Raw genomic sequence first — 17,973 nt, forward strand, 5'->3', positions numbered from 1 at the left:
CGTGGTTGGCTTGCCAACTGCAGGGCTACCGAAAGCCCGCCCTGTACTGCGAAGCAGTCAGGGTCGGGTAGTTTACTTCAAGCTGGCTACAGTGGAGTTAAATCTGAAACATCTGAGCCAAACGAGGTGGGATCCGATGGTACTGGACACATTGCCGCTGGTTGCCGCTGTAGCCATCGCCATTTTTATGCTGGTTTTTTGGGTGCGGGTGGTTCGAGAGGCCATCTGGACAACGGTGGGGATTGTAATCATCTTGGCCGTGTTGTACGTGGTCTTTAGAATTGGCCCGCGGCAGGTGCTGCAGGAGTTGCGGGATCCCTTTGCCCTTCTAGAACAGGTTTGGCAGGTGATCGTCGGTTGGTTCCAGGCCCTTCTCCCCTAGAGTTCGTTATCTGCTATACAGTTCCCTGATACAATAGAAAACACAGGGGGGCAGCCTATTGGAACTGCTGGCGAATGGTTTGTCCAGTCAAAAATCGATTCCCTCTCCGGTTTCCGCACTGCTCTACAGCACCTACGCGACTGAAGTTCTCGCCATGCCTTCTGACCCTGAATGGGATCCCCAAGACCCCACCCCAGAAGATGGGATCCCCATTCCTGCTGGCGTCAGCGGGACGGAGTCCTCAGACATCCAGGTGGAGGTGGAGGATTTGGGGGAGCGCCGCCGCCAAGTGCGAGGTCGCGTCCTGATTCCGGTGGAGCGGCAGCAGGTCTGGCAGGTTTTGACCGACTACGACCATCTGGCGGAGTTTATTCCCAACTTGGTGGAAAGTCGCGTCATTGGCCGTGAGAATGGCCGCACACTGGTACGTCAAGTGGGATCCCAAAAGGTTTTATTTGCCCAATTTTCTGCTGCGGTGGTGCTGGCTATCGAGGAGATCTTTCCTCAGCAGCTTCGCTTCCAAAAAACACAAGGGGATTTTCTTATCTTCGAGGGGTTTTGGGATCTGGCCGATTGGTCGGCCCATCAAACCTTGCTCACCTACCACCTGCAGGTCAAGCCTCCCCGCAGAATGCCTGTCGGTCTGGTGGAGCGCCGCATTTGCCAAGATTTGGCCCTGAACTTACAAGCCATTCGGGAGCGCTGCCTGAGTTTGTCGGATCATTCCAAGCCCGTTTGAGGCGCGCCCAATAGGTACCTCGTTCCCCAAGCGCTCCGCGCCGCTGACGCGACCACTCTCAGCCCTTCTGCCAAAGAAGAGGGGGGCTGGGGAACAGCTTTATTGCCATTTGTGGGATTTGATATTCGAGCTGGAATTTGCCAGGTGGATCCCAGAGGCAAAGTGGGCCGGTGGTCCTTCACCTTTCGAGTCTCAAGCAGCGATCGAGGGCTGTCCTTGGGTGTGTGGGTGCGCTATCGGCAGGGTGAAGTGGAAGGCACTGCCCTGATTGATCCCCCCCGATTCTGCCCAGATGCGCCCCCCCATGGCCTCAATGATCAGTCGGCAAATGGCTAGCCCCAAGCCCGTCCCACCCACCGAGCGCCGCAGGGATCCCTCTGCTTGATAAAACCGCTCGAAGATGGCTTGCAACCGGTCTGGCTCAATGCCGCGCCCGGTGTCGGCAACAGTGAACTTCACCATCGCCCCCGTCGATCCACCGGCTGGTGGCTCCACTTCTGCCCGAATCCAGATCCGTCCGGTGGAAGGGGTAAATTTGCAGGCATTGTCCAGCAGCTTACGCAACACCTCCACCAGCCACTCCCCATCCGCCCTAACCATTGGCAGCCGTTTGGGCAGCACCTGCTCGATGGTGGGCAAGTCTTCGTGCCGCCGTCGCGCTTTGACATTGCTCAGGGCCAGCTCCACACATTCTTGAGCAGACAACGGCTCGATATGCCAGCGAACGCGACCACTTTCCAGCTTGGAGAGGGTGAGAAAGTCCTGCACCAACTCCCGCAGCCGATCGGCATCTTGCAGGGCTGTGTTCAACATTTCCTGGCGCATCTCCAGGGGCATGTCGGGGTCGCTGGCCAAAGACTCCAAACACACCTGAATGGTGGACAGCGGGGTGCGCAGCTCGTGTCCGGTCACGGCAATCAGCTCTGATTTGGCCTGATCCAGAGCTGCCAACTGGCGATTGAGCTCTTCTAGGTGCTGATAGGCTTCTGCCTGCAAGAGGGCTACCCCCACTTGGTTGGCAATGGCTTCTGCCAACTCCAGAGTGGCCGGCTGCCAGCGGTGAGGGTGTTCGTGGTGTAGCTCCAATAGGCCCAGCAACCGCCCTTGATAGAGAATCGGCATGGCCACCCAAGCCCGAATTTGGGCCGGCTGCCACAGCTCCGGCACTCGCTGCAGGCGGGGATCCTTTTGGGTATCCTCGCAGCACACCGCTTGTGCCGAGGCTACTGCCTCCCGCAAAAAAGGGTTGCTGGGAAGAGGCCACAGGGATCCCTTAAGGCTGCCCATCGTTAGGGTGCGGTACTCCTGCTCAATCTGAACAGCAGGGGCCTGGCCATCGTAACGGTAGATCAAACATCGCCCCACCTCTGCCACCTGCCCCAGCTCCTGCACAGCAATTGCCAAAATCTCGCTGGGATCCAAAGACTGGCGAATGGCACTGCTGATGCGGTTGATCAGATGCTCTTTGCGCTCTTGCACCCGAATGGTGCGGTAGGCCCGCTGCAGTTTGTATTGCCCTGCCTGGAGATAGGTGATCAGCCGCTCGGTAAAGGGGCCTGGATTCAGTTGGCTGGCGGAGTTTTGCGGGGATCCCTTGAGGTACTGGCGAAGGGGCTCAAGGCGAGGTTCCAGATCCGGTCGGTAACTGAGGATCTTGGGCAACAGGGCCAAAGCCGCTTGGACTGTAATCTGACGATCAAATGACCAGATCCCATCAAATTGGCGAGCTGCATCCATATCGCTGCTTTGCCAAGGACGCTCCCGCTGCATCTGCAAGCGTTCTCGACACACGAGGCAGGTGGCATAGTGGGCATCGATGACGATCAAGTGCCACTCCTGCACCAAGGGATCCTCTGGATCCAAGGGAATGGTGTGGTAGGGCAGGTCTGTCTGAGCAAAATCCTTTTCTGGGGTCGCCAACACAAACACGTCTTGGGCCATTGCGCTGATGCGCTGGTAGCGCCGTGCATCCTGGCGGTAGTAGCGCTCCTTTTGAAAGTTAGCGAATACCCACGGGGATCCCTGCCCTTGCAGCACCTGATCCTCAATGGCGTGGCTGAGGGCAACCAAAGAGGATTTGAAATACAGTTGTGGGCGCAGGTGCGGCAAAGCCTGCAGCAGATCGCTCAATAGGGAGGTACGACTCTGGCGAAGGTAAGATCTAGAGCGGGTGGAGGCCATAACCCTACTGGCAAGCACAGATCACAGGCAGTACAGGGACACTTAACCCCAGAGAAGGAGGCTCGCAGTCTAGGTTTAGTCTAACGGTTGGGATCCCGCGGCGGAGGGAGCTTCATAAGGCGCAAGATCCAGCTAGCCCAAACTAAGAGATATAAAGTTTACGAAGTTATATGTAAGTCAGCCAAATGTCGGGATCCCGGTACAGCCAAGAGGACGTGCAGCAGATCCTCCAGCGGGCCATTGCCCGCCAGCCACGCCTGGGCGAGTTCACCCGCTCCCAACTGCAGGAGATGGCTGCCGAACTGGGGATCTCCCCCCAAGAGCTGGACTTGGCCGAGCAGGAATGGAAGGCCTGGCAAGAGCTGAACAGCCAACACCGAGAATTTCAGCGCTACCGCCGTCGGCAGTTTTACCAACTGCTGGGCCGCTATGGAATTGTCAACAGCTTTTTGCTGGGCTTAGACTGGCTCTCCGGTGGAGGGCTATCTTGGTCGCTGTTTATACTCATGGGGTGGGGCTTGACCGTTGCGCTCAAGGGCTGGAACGCCTACCAAACGGAGGGTGAACGCTACGAGAAAGAGTTTCGCCAATGGCAAAGGAAACGCCAGAAAGATCTCCAGAGCAAGTAAGCCCAGCCTACCGGAGAAGTCTGTCCCGCTGATGGAGATGGATTTTTCTCCAAACTCTGAGTGGGAAGGGGCACCGCCGAGAGATGCTACCATAGATATTCAGCATCGCTGAATGCCCGTGCGGGCGTAGTTTAATGGTAAAACCGCAGTCTTCCAAACTGCTGTTGTCGGTTCGATTCCGTCCGCCCGCTTCCCAACACTGGGCAGGCCTTAAACTAAACCTCAAAACTCGCCTGCTGTAGGCCTTTCCGGGCCCAACCTAGCCCCAAGGCAACGGTTGAGTTCGGGGCGAAAAGTGTCTGCGAGGGGGGTGGAGAAGGAGCAAAGCAGGAGGAGTCTTGTGAGCTTTTGGTCTGACCGTGGCGTATCGCGGCTGGGGTGGTACTACCGTGGAAGGCGTTACCGGATTCAACTCCTAAAATAGGGGGAAACCTGGGAACCCCGAAGCCAAAGCTTCCCCCGGCTTCCTGCGAGTTTTGTGAGCGAAGTGGGATCCCTGCTACGCAGGGGGTGCTTCTATCCATATCCATGTGGTTGTGACTTATAGTGGCTGTGATAGATGTTGTCTGAAAAGCTGCAATACAGGCTTATTCTCCGGTGAATTTGGGCAATGCTCTCATTTGTGCCAGATCGGCAGTAAAGTGAGAGTAAATGCAAAAACCGATTTTGGAATGGTTAGGAGAATCACCGTGCGTCCTCTATCTTTGTTGGCGGTGCTTTGCAGCGTGGCTTTTGCCCAGCCTTTTGCGTGGGGATCCTTGAGCTCAGCCTGGGCTAAGCCTTCCGGGACGTTGCGTTTGTACACCTCCCAACCCGATGCAGATGCTCAGAAAACTGTTGCTGCATTTCGGGAAGTTTATCCAGAGGTTTCGGTGGAGATCTTTCGCTCCGGCACCGAGGAGGTGATCAGCCGCTTTCTTTTAGAAGCAGAAAAGGGCAGCCCCCAGGCAGATGTGTTGTTGGTGGCCGATGCGCCCACCTTTGAGCTGCTGAAAGCCCGCAATTTGCTGGAGTCCTACTGCAGCCCTGAGGCCAAAGCCATCGCTGCCACCTACTACGACCCAGACTGCCACTACTTCGGCACCAAGATCTTGGCCACGGTGATCGTTTACAACACGGCCAAAGCCCAGCCCATCGATAGCTGGGCAGCCCTGGCCCAGGTTCCTGAAGGCCAACTGGTGATGCCCAGCCCTACCTATTCGGGCGCCGCCGCCTACAACTTGGGGGTTATCACCCGCACCCCCGGCTTGGGCTGGGAGTGGTACGAAGCCCTGAAAAAGAACAAGGCAGTGCTGGTGCAAGGCAATGGCGCTGTGGCTCGCAACGTCGCCAGTGGCGAACAAAGCTACGGCATGGTGGTGGACTTTCTCGCCATTCGCAGCCGCAACGAGGGATCCCCAGTGGAGGTGGTCTATCCCAAGGAGGGTGTGCCATTGATTACAGAGCCGGTGGGAATTGTAAAAGGAACGCCCAACCTGGAAGCTGCCCAGGCTTTTGTGGACTTCTTGCTGTCTCAGAAGGGGCAGGAGGTTGCTGCAGGGATGGGCTATATGCCACTGCGGCAGGATGTCACACCTCCGAAAGGGTTCCCCGCCTTGAGCGAGCTGAAGATCTTAAGCGTGCCGGCGACGGAGTTGGCCGAGAGCCGCGAGGCCGACAAGGCTCGCTTTGCCAAGTTGTTTGGGGAATAGGTTGACATCAAGCTGGCCAGACGCTGGCCAAGTCTTGCGGTGGAAGGACTTGAGCAAAGGGTTGAGGCACCCCATTATCCCCTGGCTGGTGGCTGTAGCCGCCCTTGTGACTCTGACCCACGTCTATCCCCTCTGGAGGCTGCTGCAGCGGGCCTTGGGCGGCGAAGGTGAGAACATCCGCTGGTTGCTGGAAACGCCTCGCGTCCATCTGGCGCTACGCCATAGCCTTTGGGTGTCCGCGGCCTCAGCGGCGCTGGCTCTTGGGGCCGCTCTGCTGCTGGCGGTGCTCACCACCCAGACGGATCTGCCGGGCCGCGGGATCCTACGGCTGCTCTTTTTGTCTCCTCTGGTGATTCCGCCCCAGGTTTTGGCCTTGGCCTGGATCCAGTGGGCTGGGCCGGTGGGCTATCTGCAGCAGGGGCTGCGCTGGATTTTGGGAAAGCAGGGATCCCTGTGGAGCCTCTACACACCGGCGGGGATCATCCTGTTGCTGGCTCTTTTTGTGCTGCCGATTGCCTATCTGACGCTGGTGGCGGGCCTGAGCCGGCTCTCCAAGCAGGCTCAGGAGGCGGCCCAACTGGATGGGGCAAACCTGCTGCAGGTTTGGCTCTACGTCACGCTGCCTCTGTTACGGCCCTCTGTGGCGGCAGCAGCAGCACTGGCGTTCCTGGGGGCCTGGGGCAATTTCGGGATCCCGGCCTTGCTGGGGATCCCGGGGCGCTACCTGACCTTGCCCACTCTGCTGTACCAGGAGGTGATCAACTTCAGCGGCGATGGGTTTGGGCGCAGTGCGGCGCTGGCGTTGCTCTTTGGCCTGCCGGCCCTCTTCTTCTTGAGCTGGCCCCAGCGGAGTCAGGAGGGGTTGGATCCCGGCGAGGCGCCTCCGGATCCCTATCGCCTGGGCTGGCTGGGTTGGCTGCTCAGCGGGATCCTTTTCGCCGCAGCTCTGCTGGTCGTTCTTGGGCCCTTGCTGGCCATGGCTGCGACTGCCCTGCTGCGGGCCTATGGCCTGCCCCTGACCTGGTCTAACCTAACCCTGGAGCATTTCCGCATGGTTCTTTTTGATCTGGAGCGGGCCCGCCGCGCCACGCTGCACAGTTTGGGCTTGGCGGGAGGAGCGGCACTGCTCTGCAGCGGGATAGGGACGATCTTGGGCTATGCCCTGACCCGCTTGAAGGTGCCGCTGTTGGCCCTGCTCAGCTTCATCGTGGACTTGCCCTATGCCCTGCCGGGCCTGATTTTTGCTTTGTCTCTCATCTTGGTGTGGTTGCCTCCTCCCCTGCCGGGGCTGAGCCTCTACGGCACCCTATGGCTGATCCTGATGGCCTACCTGGGGCGGTTCTCGGCCCTGGCACTGCAGCCCCTGCAAGCGGCGTGGCGCAGCTTGGATACCAGCCTTGAGGAGGCAGCCAGTATTGACGGGGCCTCCCTGCTGCAAACCTTTCGCCACATCTTGGTGCCGCTGCTGGCGCCAGCCCTGACGGCGGCAGTGTTGCTGGTATTTCTGCAATCTTTTGCCGAGCTGACCCTCTCCGCCCTCTTGGTGACCTCCCGCTCGGAGACCTTTGGGTGGCTCATCTTTGGCTTGCAACAAGGGGGCTATACCCAGCAAGCGGCGGCCCTAAGTACCTTGCTGCTGATCGCGCTCTTTGCCCTGGCCGCGGGGATCCAGGCGCTGCGGCGGCATGCCAAGCCAAGCTGAGGAGGGGATCCCTGCAAATCCTTCACGGATTGGGGCCGACTGTGGTGGTGCGGCGGATCGGTTGACCTTTCAGGGTATTGCCTTCTACTGTTTTCACCCAGCCTTGCCCTGGTACAAATCGGTACTGCACATCGGTATCAGAGCCACCGAGCAGATCCCCTTGGGCATTGAAGACGCGAGTTTCCCGCTGCCAGTGTCCTGGCCCGGTCGGTGTGCTGCTCGACTCGGTGGTGTAGGTTTGGCCGCGAGCATTGTTGAATTGGCCGCTGTGCTGCCAGCCTTGCCCCGCTTGGCCCTCGATAAGGCTCGAGCTGCTGCCTACCGTCTCGCCCTGGGCATTGTGCACCGTGGTGCTGCCCTGCCGTTGCCAACCCTCATGTGTGTGAGTAGTGGTGTGCTGATGGTTCAGGTTCCAGGTCTGACCTTGTTGGGTAGTGACTTGGCCGGAATAGTCTCCTTCCACCCCCTGACCGGGAATGAATTGCTGGGATCCCTGGCCGGAATAGGTGCCACTACCCGATCTGCCACTTGGCCCGGTGCGAGTGTAGGTGCCGGAGTGAGTGAAGGTGCGCTCACCGCTCGGGGTCAGGGATCCAGCCGTTGGCGTGGTGGCTGTGGCAGTGCGTTGACGGGGGCGAGCCTGCGCAAAGGGAGCAAGCGCCATCAGGAGGGCAGTAACCAATAACAGGCAAAAGCTTGCGGTTTTCATTTTCATTCTCATTTTTCGAGACCCCTTGAGAAATTGCCAATCATGACCCAGGCTAGGTGCTCACCTCATCTGACTCTGACTTCGGCCTGAGGGTTCACCTCCCGAGGGGATCCCAGCCAGACATAACCTGCTCTTAATGTCGGTGCTGTAATCTCAGAGGTGCCTTTAGCGAATGCGACTGCATTTTTCTATGAATACCCGTCGTACTTTCCTGGCTGTTGCGGCTGGCCTCGTGGCTGCTTCTGCTGCTGCTTTTCTGGCTGCCGACAGCTTTGCTCAGTCTCCTGCCGAAGTCAAAGTTTGGATTGCCTTTACCGATAACCGCCTGGATTGGGCCCGCGGAAAAGCGGCAGAGTTCAACAAGCAATTTCCTCAATACAAAGTTACGGTCGAAGGCTACGGCAACTACGAAGAAATTCAGCAAGCCACCGACCTGGCCATTCAACAAAATGCTGCTCCTTCGGTGGTGCAATGGTTTGAGGTGGGCACCCAACGGGCACGGGATTTTGGTTACTTCAAGTCCATTGCCGAGGCTCTGGGCAATCGCACCGAAGTGAACGGGATCCCAGTGAATTTCGACGATTTTATCGAGCCGGTGGTGAGCTACTACACCCTGGATGGCAAATTTACCTCCATGCCCTGGAACAGCTCCAGCCCCATTCTCTACTCCAACACGGCCATCTTGAAGAAGGCTGGGATCGAAAAGCCGCCGGCCACCTGGCAAGAGCTGGAGGCTGCTTGTCAAAAGATCATGGCCCTCCCCGACGCTCCCCAGGGCTGTGTGACCTGGCCCAATCACGGCTGGTTCTACGAGCAGTGGATGGCCCAGCAGAATGCCCTCTTGGCCAACAACGACAATGGCCGTGCCGCCCGTGCCACCCAGGTCTTTTTGGACTCGGAGCCGTCAATTGCCATCGCCACCTGGTGGAAAGGGATGTATGACAAAGGCTACTACATCTACAGCGGCAAGCAGCGGGATTGGGCAGCCACCGAGCAGGCCATCCAGACCGGTACCGTCGCCATGGCCATCACCAGCAGCGCCGATGCCGCCAACATCACCAACGCTGCCAAGCAAAACAACATCGAGCTGGTCACCACCCGCATGCCCTACAACGCCGACAAGGGTTGGACGGGGAACTTGATCGGGGGAGCCAGCCTCTGGCTGGTGAAGGATCTGCCCAAGGAGGTGGAAGAGGGGGCGCTGACCTTCATGCTGTGGCTCAATAACACCGAAAATGCTGCCGAGTGGCACCAAGTGACCGGCTACTTGCCCATTCGGAAAAGCTCGGTAGCCTTGCTGGAGTCGAAGGGCTGGTTCAAGGAAAACCCCAACTTCTTCACCGCCAGCGACCAAATCAACAATTCCAAGGTGACCCCTGCCACTCGGGGGGCGCTGCTGGGGGCTTTCCCCGAAATTCGCAACGTGGTAACCCAAACCATGGAAGATCTGATGCTTAAAGGCGGGGATCCGGCCCAGGCCATGGCCAAGGCCAACGAGGAGGCCAACCGCCTTCTGGCCGAGTACAACTCCCTTTACCAGTAGCCCCAGTGTCGATGGGCCAGGGGTGTTATTGAGGGATGGGGGTGGGCGGCGGCCTGCCCCTTTCCGGGCTTTGATAAGGCTCTTGTGAAGAGCACAGCCGAGGTGAGAGGCGATGTTGGGATTCATCCAAGTGCTGCTGCCCCTGTTGGCAGGGTTGCTGGGATCCCTCTGGATGGGGCTCCGTTTTCGACGCATCGAGTGGCCTGTGCCGGTGGGGGCAGTGCTGGGGGGCCTAGCAGGAGGGCTGGGATCCCTGATTTTTATGGCGCCCCTGGATTTTTGCACTTTTGAGCCGGAGCGCAAGGCCATCGACATGGCCTTTGGCGTGGGGCTGGTGCTGGCGGGCATGGCCATTCCCCTCTGGCCGCTGTTGGCGTGGACGCAGAAGGAGCAGGAGCGCCGCCTGGGGATCCCCGGCCCAGCTGTTCAGGAGAGGGGCATCTTTAAGCAGTGGTGGCTGGCGTGGCTGCTCTTGTTGCCCACCTTCACGATCTTGGTGGTGTTTCTCTACTACCCAGGGCTGGATACCTTCCGCCTTTCCACCCTGCTCACGTTTGTGGGGGCGCCGCGCAGCCGCTTCGTCTGTGTGGATAACTTTACCGCTTTGCTGACGGATTCCACCTATCTGCGCAGCCTGGGGATTACCTTTGCCATTTCGGCGGCCATCGTGGTGCTGGGGTTGAGCGGATCCCTGTCGATTGCCACGCTGGCCTATCAGCCGATTCGGGGGGCGGCGATTTATCGGGTGTTGCTGATCTGGCCCTACGCCATCTCTCCGGCGGTGGCCGGGATCATCTTCTTTATCATGTTCAACCCCTTGGGAGGGGTGGCCAACCATTTGCTGGGCCTGGTGGGGATCCCCCCTTTAAACTGGCTCAGCGATCCCAACTTGGCCCCCTGGGTGGTGATCTTTGCTAGCGTTTGGAAGCAGATGGGCTACAACATTTTGTTTTACCTTGCCGGCCTGCAAAACCTGCCCAAGGATTTGCTGGAAGCGGCTGCCATCGACGGGGCCGGGGCAGTGCGTCGCTTTTTTGCCATCACCCTACCGCTGCTTTCTCCCATCACCTTCTTTTTGGTAATTACCAACATGACCTATGCGTTTTTCGATATCTTTGGCACCATTGACTTGCTGACTGCTGGGGGCCCTTCTGGATCCACCTCGGTGTTGATCTACGAGATCTACAAAATCGGAGTGTCTTCAGGCAATTTGGGTAGGGCTGCCGCGCAATCCATCGTCCTGTTTCTCATTGTGGTGGGGCTGACGATCCTGCAATTTCGCACCACCGAGCGGAATGTAACCTACGGCGGATAACGGCAAAGTTGTGCGGCGGTAAATAAACTCGAACTCAGCACCAAGATCTCTCGTTCGTCCGCACCAACGCAGTGTTAGACAGCGGCAACTTCGGCTCATAAAATGTGCCATACTCTAATCCGAGAAATGCTGCATTTTAGAGGTGCCATGATTTTAGTTTGGGGGCTGCTGATCGTTGTCGGTGTAGTCTTTATCGTTTGGGGAGCCGAAACCTTTGCTGAACATCTTGGTGCTGCCGCTGTCCGATTACAGGTTAGTTCATTTGCTTTAGCATTACTCCTAGCTGGAGCAGAACCCGAAGAACTGGCTACGGCAGTTGCTGCATCGCTAAGAGATGCTCCGGCGATCGCCTTTGGAGATGTGGTAGGCGCGAATATTGCGATTTGTCTAGTGGCATTGGGGGTAGGTGCATGGATTGCTCCTTTGCCCTTTAGTAAACGAGTCATGCGCTATGCCTTATTTGGCTTACCGATAGGCGTGATAGCGACTGGATTTGTTTGGGATGGAGAAATTAGTCGCCTTGAAGGACTGTTCTTGATTGGGTTGTATGTTCTCTATGTCGCCGTAATCTGGTGGGTTGAGCGTAAACCGCCCGCTTTAGGCGAAACTGGGAAGTTGGAAGAAGCATCGGAGGAACTTGCTACCGAGCAAGCGAAAGGCATTCAACGCCGAGTTGGGAAAGAGCTACTCCTGGTTTTTGCTGGATTTGCTTCCATGATTGTAGGATCAATCCTACTGGTGGAAGCTGTGCGTCAAATCAGCCAAGTTGAAGCAACTCAAACCAAATTGGCACTCACGCTCGTTGGTTTTGCCACCGCTTTTGAACTGGTTATTCTGGCTTGGTCAACCGCGCGGCGAGGTGCGACTGAGGCGGCAGTTGCAGGCGTTGTGGGATCGTTTGCTTACAATGTGACGATGACGTTAGGGGCTGCTGCGATTGCCCGTCCTTTAAAGATTGTGGATGCTAGTCTGTTACATTTCCCACTCATTGCCATGTTGGGATCGCTAGCATTGGTCATTGTATTGGCATCATTCAAGGGCTTCCTTAACAAGACCGCAGGAGTTATTTTGCTGGCTGCCTACCCGCTTTTTCTTATCACCTTATTGATTGCATAGCGGCAACCTAGAACTAAGTGCATCACCGACAACCTCTCGGCTACTGCCCCAACCGACAACTCAAGCTGTCTAACGGCTGTCTCTGCTGCAACGCAATGATCCCAGTTCTCAGTGGGCAAGGGGAAAATCGGCAAGAATGGGGGTAGAGAATCTAGGGATCCTCGATGGCCCCAAAATCCAACGCCTCGACTTGCTGGCGCGACTTCGGGAAGCTGGGCATGCTGCTGGCGGCCACTCTGCTGCTTTGGCTCCTCTGGGGCTCCATAGCGGGCAGCCAAGCCCGTCTCAACTTCAACAACGCCGATCTGCAAGGTCAAGATCTATCCGGCCAAGATTGGCGGGGCAGCAGCTTTGTCAGCGCCAACCTGCAGGGCGCCGATCTGCACGGGGCCAACCTTTCGGGGGCGGCATTCACCAAGGCCAATCTGGCGGGGGCCAACCTATCCGGTGCCGATTTGAGCAATAGCCTTTTGGATCTGGCCAATTTGGCAGGAGCCGATCTCAGATGGGCCAAGCTCACGGGAGCCATTGCCGCACGGGCGGTTTGGCAAGGAGCGCAGATTGCCGGCGCCGATTTCAGCGAAGCCTATGTGGATCGGGCGGCAAAGCGGCAGTTGTGTGAGCGAGCTGAGGGATCCCACCCGATAACCGGCGTAACCACCCGTGAGAGTTTGGGCTGCCCTTGAATCAGGGCCGGCAAAGGTGAAGAAAACAGGATCCCTGAGCCCCGTCGGTCAGATTGGCCTCTAGATTGGGTGAGGTGTCGATAGTGCCCCAACCATGAGCAAGCCCAGCTTTGCGGTGATCGGCCTAGCGGTGATGGGGGAAAACCTGGCCCTCAACGTCGAGCGCAATGGCTTCCCGGTTGCCGTCTACAACCGCACCAGCTCCAAAACCGACCAGTTCATGCGGGAGCGAGCCCAAGGCAAACGGATCACCCCCGCCTACAGCCTGCCGGAATTGGTGCAACTGATGGAGCGGCCCCGCAAATTCTTGATCATGGTCAAGGCGGGTGCGCCGGTAGACGCGGTGATTGACGAGCTTAAACCCCTGCTGGATCCGGGGGATATCATCATCGACGGCGGCAACTCCCTCTACACCGACACCGATCGCCGTGCCGAAGCCCTCGCCCCCACCGGGATCCACTTTGTCGGCATGGGAGTGAGCGGCGGGGAAGAGGGAGCCCTGAACGGCCCCAGCCTCATGCCCGGCTGCAGCCCAGAGGCCTACCAACAACTGGAGCCCATCTTGGCCAAAATTGCCGCTCAAGTGCCAGACGGCCCCTGTGTCACCTACCTGGGGCCCAAAGGGGGCGGGCACTACGTGAAGATGGTACACAACGGCATCGAATACGGCGATATGCAGCTGATCGCCGAGGTCTACGACCTAATGCGCAGGGCTTTGAAGCTGTCGGCCTCGCAGATGCAGGAGATTTTTCAGGCTTGGAATGAAACAGAGCTGGAATCTTTCCTAATTGAAATTACCGCCAAGATTTTCCAAACCCTGGATCCGGAAACCGGCAAGCCGTTGGTGGATCTCATTCTGGATAAGGCTGGGCAAAAAGGCACCGGTTTGTGGACAGTCAAGGACGCTCTAGATCTGGGGGTACCAGTGCCCACCATTGAAGCGGCGGTGCAAGCTCGCATCCTCTCGTCGATGAAAGAGGAACGGGTGGCTGCCTCTGCCCAGTTGAAGGGGCCCGACGCAACTTTTGCAGGGGATCCCGACTGCTTTATCCAAGATCTGCGCGCCGCCCTCTACTGCTCCAAAATCTGCTCCTATGCGCAGGGGATGGCCCTGCTCAAAAGAGCCACTGTTGCCCACGGCTACGTCTACACCTTCAGTGAGATTCCGCGGATTTGGAAGGGGGGCTGTATCATCCGCGCCCGCTTCCTGGGCGAGATCCAGTCGGCCTACAAACGGGATCCAGAGCTGGTGAACCTGCTGTTGGATGAGGAATTCGAGCAGGCCATCCGGGAGCGGCAGGGATCCTGGCGGCGGGTGGTGTCCACGGCGGCTGCCCTGGGGATCCCGATCCCGGCCATCAGCGCTTCTTTGGCCTACTACGACAGCTACCGTACCGCCAACCTGCCCCAGAACCTCACCCAAGCCCAGCGGGACTTCTTCGGGGCCCACACCTTCGAGCGCATCGACAGGCCGGGCGTCTTTCACCATGAGTGGAGCACCTGTTCCCGTTAGCAATGCGTAGCATCAAGAGGTCTCCGGAAAAAAGTTGAACCGCGCACCTCCGTATGGAAAGGCTCCCCTTCCTGAGGAAAATCCTCGCGGAAATGGGCCCCGCGGCTTTCCTCCCGCAGCAGCGCCCCCTGAGCTACCAGACGGGCCACCAAAACCAGACTGCCTGCCTCGGCCTCTTCCCGGGTGGCCCAAGGCTTTTCCTGCAGGGGAAGTGCCTTGACAAAGGTCAGAAAAGCCCGCAGCCGTGTTCCCTCCCGCACAACGCCCAAAGCTTCCCCAACTCGATGCCTGAGAGCCGGCAGGATGTCGGGAGACGTCGCCAGAACGGGTAGCCTCTGCAGCTCTCGGGGAAAGCTCACCTCTCCCAAATCTTGCAAGGCAGCCAAGGCGGCCCGCTTGCCCATGACCAGCCCTTCCAAAAGGCTGTTGGAAGCCAAGCGATTGGCTCCGTGCAGACCCGTGGAAGCCACCTCCCCAGCAGCATAAAGGCCCGGCAGGCCGGTGAAGCCGAAAGTGTCCGTTCGGATCCCACCCATCACGTAGTGAGCCGCGGGAACAACTGGGAGCAGATCCTTCGTGGGATCCAGCCCCAAGGCGCGGGCAGAGGCAACAACGGTGGGAAAGCGCTCCTCCAGATGTTCGACGACCCGCAGATCCAGGTAGGTTCCCCCTGTCTGCTGCCGCTCCCAGAAAACGGCCCGAGCTACCACATCCCGCGGCGCCAGCTCTCCCAGCTCCGCATAGCGAGGCATAAAACGCTCCCCCAAGGCGTTGAGGAGAACAGCCCCTTCTCCTCTTACTGCCTCGCTCACCAGCGCTCCATTGGGCAAGGCCGTGGGGTGAAATTGCACAAACTCCAGATCCCTGAGAGTGGCCCCTGCCCGCCAGGCCAGCACCATTCCGTCGCCGGTGGCCCCCGGGGGAGCTGTCGAGACGGGGAAAAGGCTGCCAAATCCTCCCGTAGCCAGGAGAACTGCCCCGGCCCTCACCTCCACCGGCCCTTCAGGGCCAAGCAGCAAGGCCCCCCCTACCCTGTCCCCCGCCAGCAAAAGGCTTAGGGCTGTGTAGCCCTGCAAAGGCAGCCTGTTGAGGCGAGCCAGCAAACCTCTCAGAAGCCACAGTCCGCTCCGATCCCCCCCCAGATGGCGTACCCGCGCTTGGGAGTGGCCCCCTTCCCGGACAGGTTGGGGATGGAAAGGAAGGCCCCAGCGCAAAAGTCTCTCCAGGTGCAAGGGTGCTTCCTCCACAATGGAGCGAGCCACCTTTTCTTCCACCAGGCCGCGGCCCGCTTGCAAGGTGTCTTGGATATGGGCTTCTACGTCCGCCTCATCCACAGGAAAAGCCACCCCACCCTGCGCCCAAGGGGTAGAGCCAGAGGGAAGGGGATCCTTGCTTACCACCAGAGTTGTCGCCCCCTGGGCTTCGGCCCACAGGGCTGCGTACACCCCCGCCACCCCTGCTCCCAGGATCAACAGGTCTGTTTCTAACAAGGGCGGCGCCCCGTTCTTCCCCTCCACCTCTAGGCTCCGGCGGGCACTGCCAGCATGGCCAGGATGGAACGGCGAGCCTTCTCAGCCACCTCCTGGGGCACCTGGATCACGTAGCGCATCTCCTGCAGGGAGCGGTAAATCTTTTCCAAGGTAATCTTCTTCATGTACTCGCAGACGGCTTCTGCCTTGACAGGGATGAACGTTTTGTCTGGAGCTTCTTTCTTGAGCCGGTGAAGAATGCCCACCTCGGTGGCGACCACAAACTCGCGGCTTTCTGAAGCTTTGGCGTAGCGCACCATGCCCTCGGTGGAGAGCAGCTTGGCATCCGGTTTGAGGAAGAGACAGCTAGAGCCGCAACTGCACTCCGGGTGAATGAGGAACTCTGCTCCAGGGTGCTCTTCCACCATCGCCTTGAGGTGCTCTTCCCGGATGCCAACATGCACGTGGCACTCTCCTGGAAAGAGATCCAGCTCCCTTCCGGTTACTTGAGCAACGTGGGCTCCCAGAAACATATCCGGCACGAAGAAGATGGGGCGATCCGGGGGCAGGCTGGCCACCACTTGAACTGCGTTGGCGCTGGTTACGCAGACATCTGCCAGAGCCTTGATCTCGGCAGCGGTGTTGACGTAGGCCACCACCAGGCCCTCAGGGCAGGCTGCCTTCCACCGCAGCACATCTTGCGGGCGAATGCTATCGGCCAAGGAACAGCCCGCCTCCAGATCCGGCAGCAGCACCGTCTTTTCCGGGTTAAGGATGGCAGCCGTCTCCGCCATAAAATGCACGCCCGCAAAGACAATCACCTGAGCGCTCGTCTTTTGAGCCTCCCGAGCCAGTCCTAAGGAGTCTCCCACAAAGTCCGCCACCTCTTGAACTTCGGGGAGCTGATACGAATGCGCGAGGATAACTGCCTGCCTTTCCTGTTTGAGCCGGGCAATCTCCTGGACGATTGTGGCAGTGTTGTGTAGCAATGGGGTTTCTCCCTTCATTTTCGACTTCTTGTCGCGACAGCGTTGCGTAGCAATAACGGTTTTGTTCCTCTGGAGGCTGGACATGATCTGAGGACTTTGTCCCGCTAATGCGTTTGCAGGAGCAGCGCGCAGCAATAACGGAAAGCCCATCTCCTGGAGTTGGTCGACTCTGCTTTGGGGGGTATCTGAGCCGGCAAGAGAAGCAACCCCCAACCCAGATGCCCGGCGAAGCCTTTCGCGGCGCCCAGTTGAGCTGGAGCTGGGCTTAGGTTGTCTTCTCAAAGTAGCATCAGTCGCAACAGCGTTGCGTAGCAATAAAGCAGTGTCCAGCGAGGACTTGGCTCAGGGTCACACCACCAGCAAAGAGAGATCCAAAGCCTTGGCCGAGTGGGTGAGCGCCCCGACGCTGACGTAATTCACGCCTGCCTCGGCCACTTGCCTGGCCCGTTCTGGGGTCATGTTGCCGCTGGCCTCCAGGGGAACTCTCCCTCCCACCCGTTGGACGGCGGCCTGGGTTTCTTCCAGGGTGAAGTTGTCCAGAAGGATGAGATCGGCTCCTGCTGCCAAAGCCTCTTCCAGTTCCTGGAGATCCCGCACCTCCACCTCCACCTTGAGGTGGTGGGGAGCACCTTCCTTGGCCCGCTTGACGGCTGCCAAAACGCCTCCCGCGCCGCGGTCGCAACAGCGTTGCGTGGCAATGATGTGGTTTTCCTTGATCAAAATGCCGTCGAACAGCCCAAAGCGGTGGTTTTTGCCGCCCCCTACCCGTACAGCATACTTCTCCAGGGCGCGCAGGCCGGGAGTGGTCTTGCGGGTGTCCAGAAGCTGGGTTGAGGTTCCCCGGAGAGCCTCTACATAGGTGCGGGTGAGGGTGGCAATGCCGGACAGCCTTTGGAGAAGATTGAGCGCCAGCCTCTCCCCCGCCAGAATGCCCTTCAGGGATCCCTTGAGGTGGGCCACCTCTTGACGGACAGCCACCCTGGCCCCTTCCTCCACTCCAGGGATGAACTCCACCTGGGGATCCGCCAGCCGAAAAACCCGCTTGGCAATCTCCAGGCCGGCCAGGATCCCTGTCTCCTTGGCCAGGATTACCGCCTCACCCTCCAGTCCTGGGGGTAGGGTCAGCTCTGTGGTGAGGTCGCCGTGCCCCAGGTCTTCCCACAGCCAAGCGCAAAGGGTCTCCTCTGGTAAGTAAACTTCTTCCATTTTCGGTTTGGTTTTAGCTAGACCGCCGGGAAGCCCCGCCCTCCGTTAGTGACTAGTGACTAGTGGCTGGTCACTATCCACTCACCACTATCCAGGGTAAGGG

At 58.8% G+C, this 17,973-nt stretch carries 15 protein-coding genes and 1 tRNA gene; 11 read left to right on the forward strand and 5 right to left on the reverse strand.

The window, feature by feature from the left end:
* The coding region (locus NW828_RS10865) for a hypothetical protein (protein ID WP_414383812.1) at nucleotides 1-382 on the forward strand (382 nt) is incomplete at its 5' end.
* 154 nt (nucleotides 383-536) lie between these two features.
* On the forward strand, nucleotides 537-1,121 hold the full coding sequence (locus tag NW828_RS10870; protein ID WP_414342286.1) for an SRPBCC family protein: 585 nt from the start codon (nucleotides 537-539) through the stop codon (nucleotides 1,119-1,121).
* Nucleotides 1,122-1,313: 192 nt separating this feature from the next.
* Here the strand turns inward: NW828_RS10870 and NW828_RS10875 are convergent, their stop codons facing one another.
* Nucleotides 1,314-3,251 carry a DICT sensory domain-containing protein gene (locus NW828_RS10875; RefSeq protein WP_414383815.1) on the reverse strand — a complete coding sequence of 646 codons (1,938 nt, stop codon included), beginning with the start codon at nucleotides 3,249-3,251 and terminating at the stop codon, nucleotides 1,314-1,316.
* Nucleotides 3,252-3,487: 236 nt separating this feature from the next.
* Between NW828_RS10875 and NW828_RS10880 the strand changes: the two genes are divergently transcribed.
* The 4 genes from NW828_RS10880 to NW828_RS10895 all read left to right on the forward strand — a co-directional run bounded on the left by NW828_RS10880 (nucleotide 3,488) and on the right by NW828_RS10895 (nucleotide 7,324).
* Entirely contained in the window at nucleotides 3,488-3,931 is a 444-nt protein-coding gene (locus NW828_RS10880) for a 2TM domain-containing protein (RefSeq protein WP_011434035.1), read from the forward strand.
* A gap of 120 nt (nucleotides 3,932-4,051) precedes the next feature.
* A tRNA-Gly gene (locus tag NW828_RS10885) sits at nucleotides 4,052-4,122 on the forward strand.
* A 498-nt stretch (nucleotides 4,123-4,620) separates the two neighbouring features.
* Entirely contained in the window at nucleotides 4,621-5,622 is a 1,002-nt protein-coding gene (locus NW828_RS10890; RefSeq protein WP_414357554.1) for an ABC transporter substrate-binding protein, read from the forward strand.
* A gap of 61 nt (nucleotides 5,623-5,683) precedes the next feature.
* A complete protein-coding gene (locus NW828_RS10895; RefSeq protein ID WP_414342291.1) occupies nucleotides 5,684-7,324 on the forward strand; it encodes an ABC transporter permease in 1,641 nt (546 codons plus the stop codon).
* Between the two features lie 22 nt (nucleotides 7,325-7,346).
* Here NW828_RS10895 and NW828_RS10900 read toward each other — a convergent pair whose 3' ends face one another.
* Nucleotides 7,347-7,988, reverse strand: coding sequence for a hypothetical protein (locus NW828_RS10900; RefSeq protein WP_414383818.1), 642 nt, complete (start codon nucleotides 7,986-7,988; stop codon nucleotides 7,347-7,349).
* 235 nt (nucleotides 7,989-8,223) lie between these two features.
* Here NW828_RS10900 and NW828_RS10905 point away from each other — a divergent pair, with 235 nt between their 5' ends.
* The 5 genes from NW828_RS10905 to gndA all read left to right on the forward strand — a co-directional run bounded on the left by NW828_RS10905 (nucleotide 8,224) and on the right by gndA (nucleotide 14,206).
* Entirely contained in the window at nucleotides 8,224-9,576 is a 1,353-nt protein-coding gene (locus tag NW828_RS10905) for an ABC transporter substrate-binding protein (RefSeq protein ID WP_414383821.1), read from the forward strand.
* A gap of 112 nt (nucleotides 9,577-9,688) precedes the next feature.
* Entirely contained in the window at nucleotides 9,689-10,891 is a 1,203-nt protein-coding gene (locus tag NW828_RS10910) for a carbohydrate ABC transporter permease (protein WP_414383824.1), read from the forward strand.
* A 147-nt stretch (nucleotides 10,892-11,038) separates the two neighbouring features.
* The gene (locus NW828_RS10915; RefSeq protein WP_414383827.1) at nucleotides 11,039-12,007 is read left to right on the forward strand and encodes a sodium:calcium antiporter; all 969 of its coding nucleotides are present in this window, start codon (nucleotides 11,039-11,041) and stop codon (nucleotides 12,005-12,007) included.
* A 164-nt stretch (nucleotides 12,008-12,171) separates the two neighbouring features.
* On the forward strand, nucleotides 12,172-12,693 hold the full coding sequence (locus NW828_RS10920) for a pentapeptide repeat-containing protein (RefSeq protein ID WP_414383830.1): 522 nt from the start codon (nucleotides 12,172-12,174) through the stop codon (nucleotides 12,691-12,693).
* Between the two features lie 94 nt (nucleotides 12,694-12,787).
* Nucleotides 12,788-14,206, forward strand: a complete 1,419-nt coding sequence (gene gndA / locus NW828_RS10925) for an NADP-dependent phosphogluconate dehydrogenase (RefSeq protein ID WP_414383833.1) — start codon at nucleotides 12,788-12,790, stop codon at nucleotides 14,204-14,206.
* Here the strand turns inward: gndA and NW828_RS10930 are convergent.
* From NW828_RS10930 to nadC, 3 genes are all read right to left on the reverse strand, one after another.
* Entirely contained in the window at nucleotides 14,203-15,696 is a 1,494-nt protein-coding gene (locus NW828_RS10930; protein ID WP_414383835.1) for an L-aspartate oxidase, read from the reverse strand. The genes gndA and NW828_RS10930 overlap by 4 nt on opposite strands.
* Nucleotides 15,697-15,725: 29 nt before the next feature.
* A complete protein-coding gene (gene nadA, locus NW828_RS10935; RefSeq protein ID WP_414383838.1) occupies nucleotides 15,726-16,814 on the reverse strand; it encodes a quinolinate synthase NadA in 1,089 nt (362 codons plus the stop codon).
* 198 nt (nucleotides 16,815-17,012) lie between these two features.
* Nucleotides 17,013-17,870 carry a carboxylating nicotinate-nucleotide diphosphorylase gene (gene nadC / locus NW828_RS10940; protein WP_011434043.1) on the reverse strand — a complete coding sequence of 286 codons (858 nt, stop codon included), beginning with the start codon at nucleotides 17,868-17,870 and terminating at the stop codon, nucleotides 17,013-17,015.
* Between the last annotated feature and the right edge of the window lie 103 nt (nucleotides 17,871-17,973).

It is taken from the genome of Synechococcus sp. W55.2 (assembly GCF_047461635.1).
Classification (GTDB): Bacteria; Cyanobacteriota; Cyanobacteriia; order Thermostichales; family Thermostichaceae; genus Thermostichus.

Coding starts and splice junctions, on each gene's coding strand:
- NW828_RS10880 (WP_011434035.1), top strand. CDS start 3,488: ATGTCGGGATCCCGGTACAGCCAAGAGGACGTGCAGCAGATCCTCCAG.
- NW828_RS10915 (WP_414383827.1), top strand. CDS start 11,039: ATGATTTTAGTTTGGGGGCTGCTGATCGTTGTCGGTGTAGTCTTTATC.
- NW828_RS10920 (WP_414383830.1), top strand. CDS start 12,172: ATGGCCCCAAAATCCAACGCCTCGACTTGCTGGCGCGACTTCGGGAAG.
- nadC (WP_011434043.1), bottom strand. CDS start 17,870: ATGGAAGAAGTTTACTTACCAGAGGAGACCCTTTGCGCTTGGCTGTGG.
- NW828_RS10905 (WP_414383821.1), top strand. CDS start 8,224: ATGAATACCCGTCGTACTTTCCTGGCTGTTGCGGCTGGCCTCGTGGCT.
- NW828_RS10900 (WP_414383818.1), bottom strand. CDS start 7,988: ATGGCGCTTGCTCCCTTTGCGCAGGCTCGCCCCCGTCAACGCACTGCC.
- NW828_RS10910 (WP_414383824.1), top strand. CDS start 9,689: ATGTTGGGATTCATCCAAGTGCTGCTGCCCCTGTTGGCAGGGTTGCTG.
- NW828_RS10870 (WP_414342286.1), top strand. CDS start 537: ATGCCTTCTGACCCTGAATGGGATCCCCAAGACCCCACCCCAGAAGAT.
- nadA (WP_414383838.1), bottom strand. CDS start 16,814: ATGGGCTTTCCGTTATTGCTGCGCGCTGCTCCTGCAAACGCATTAGCG.
- gndA (WP_414383833.1), top strand. CDS start 12,788: ATGAGCAAGCCCAGCTTTGCGGTGATCGGCCTAGCGGTGATGGGGGAA.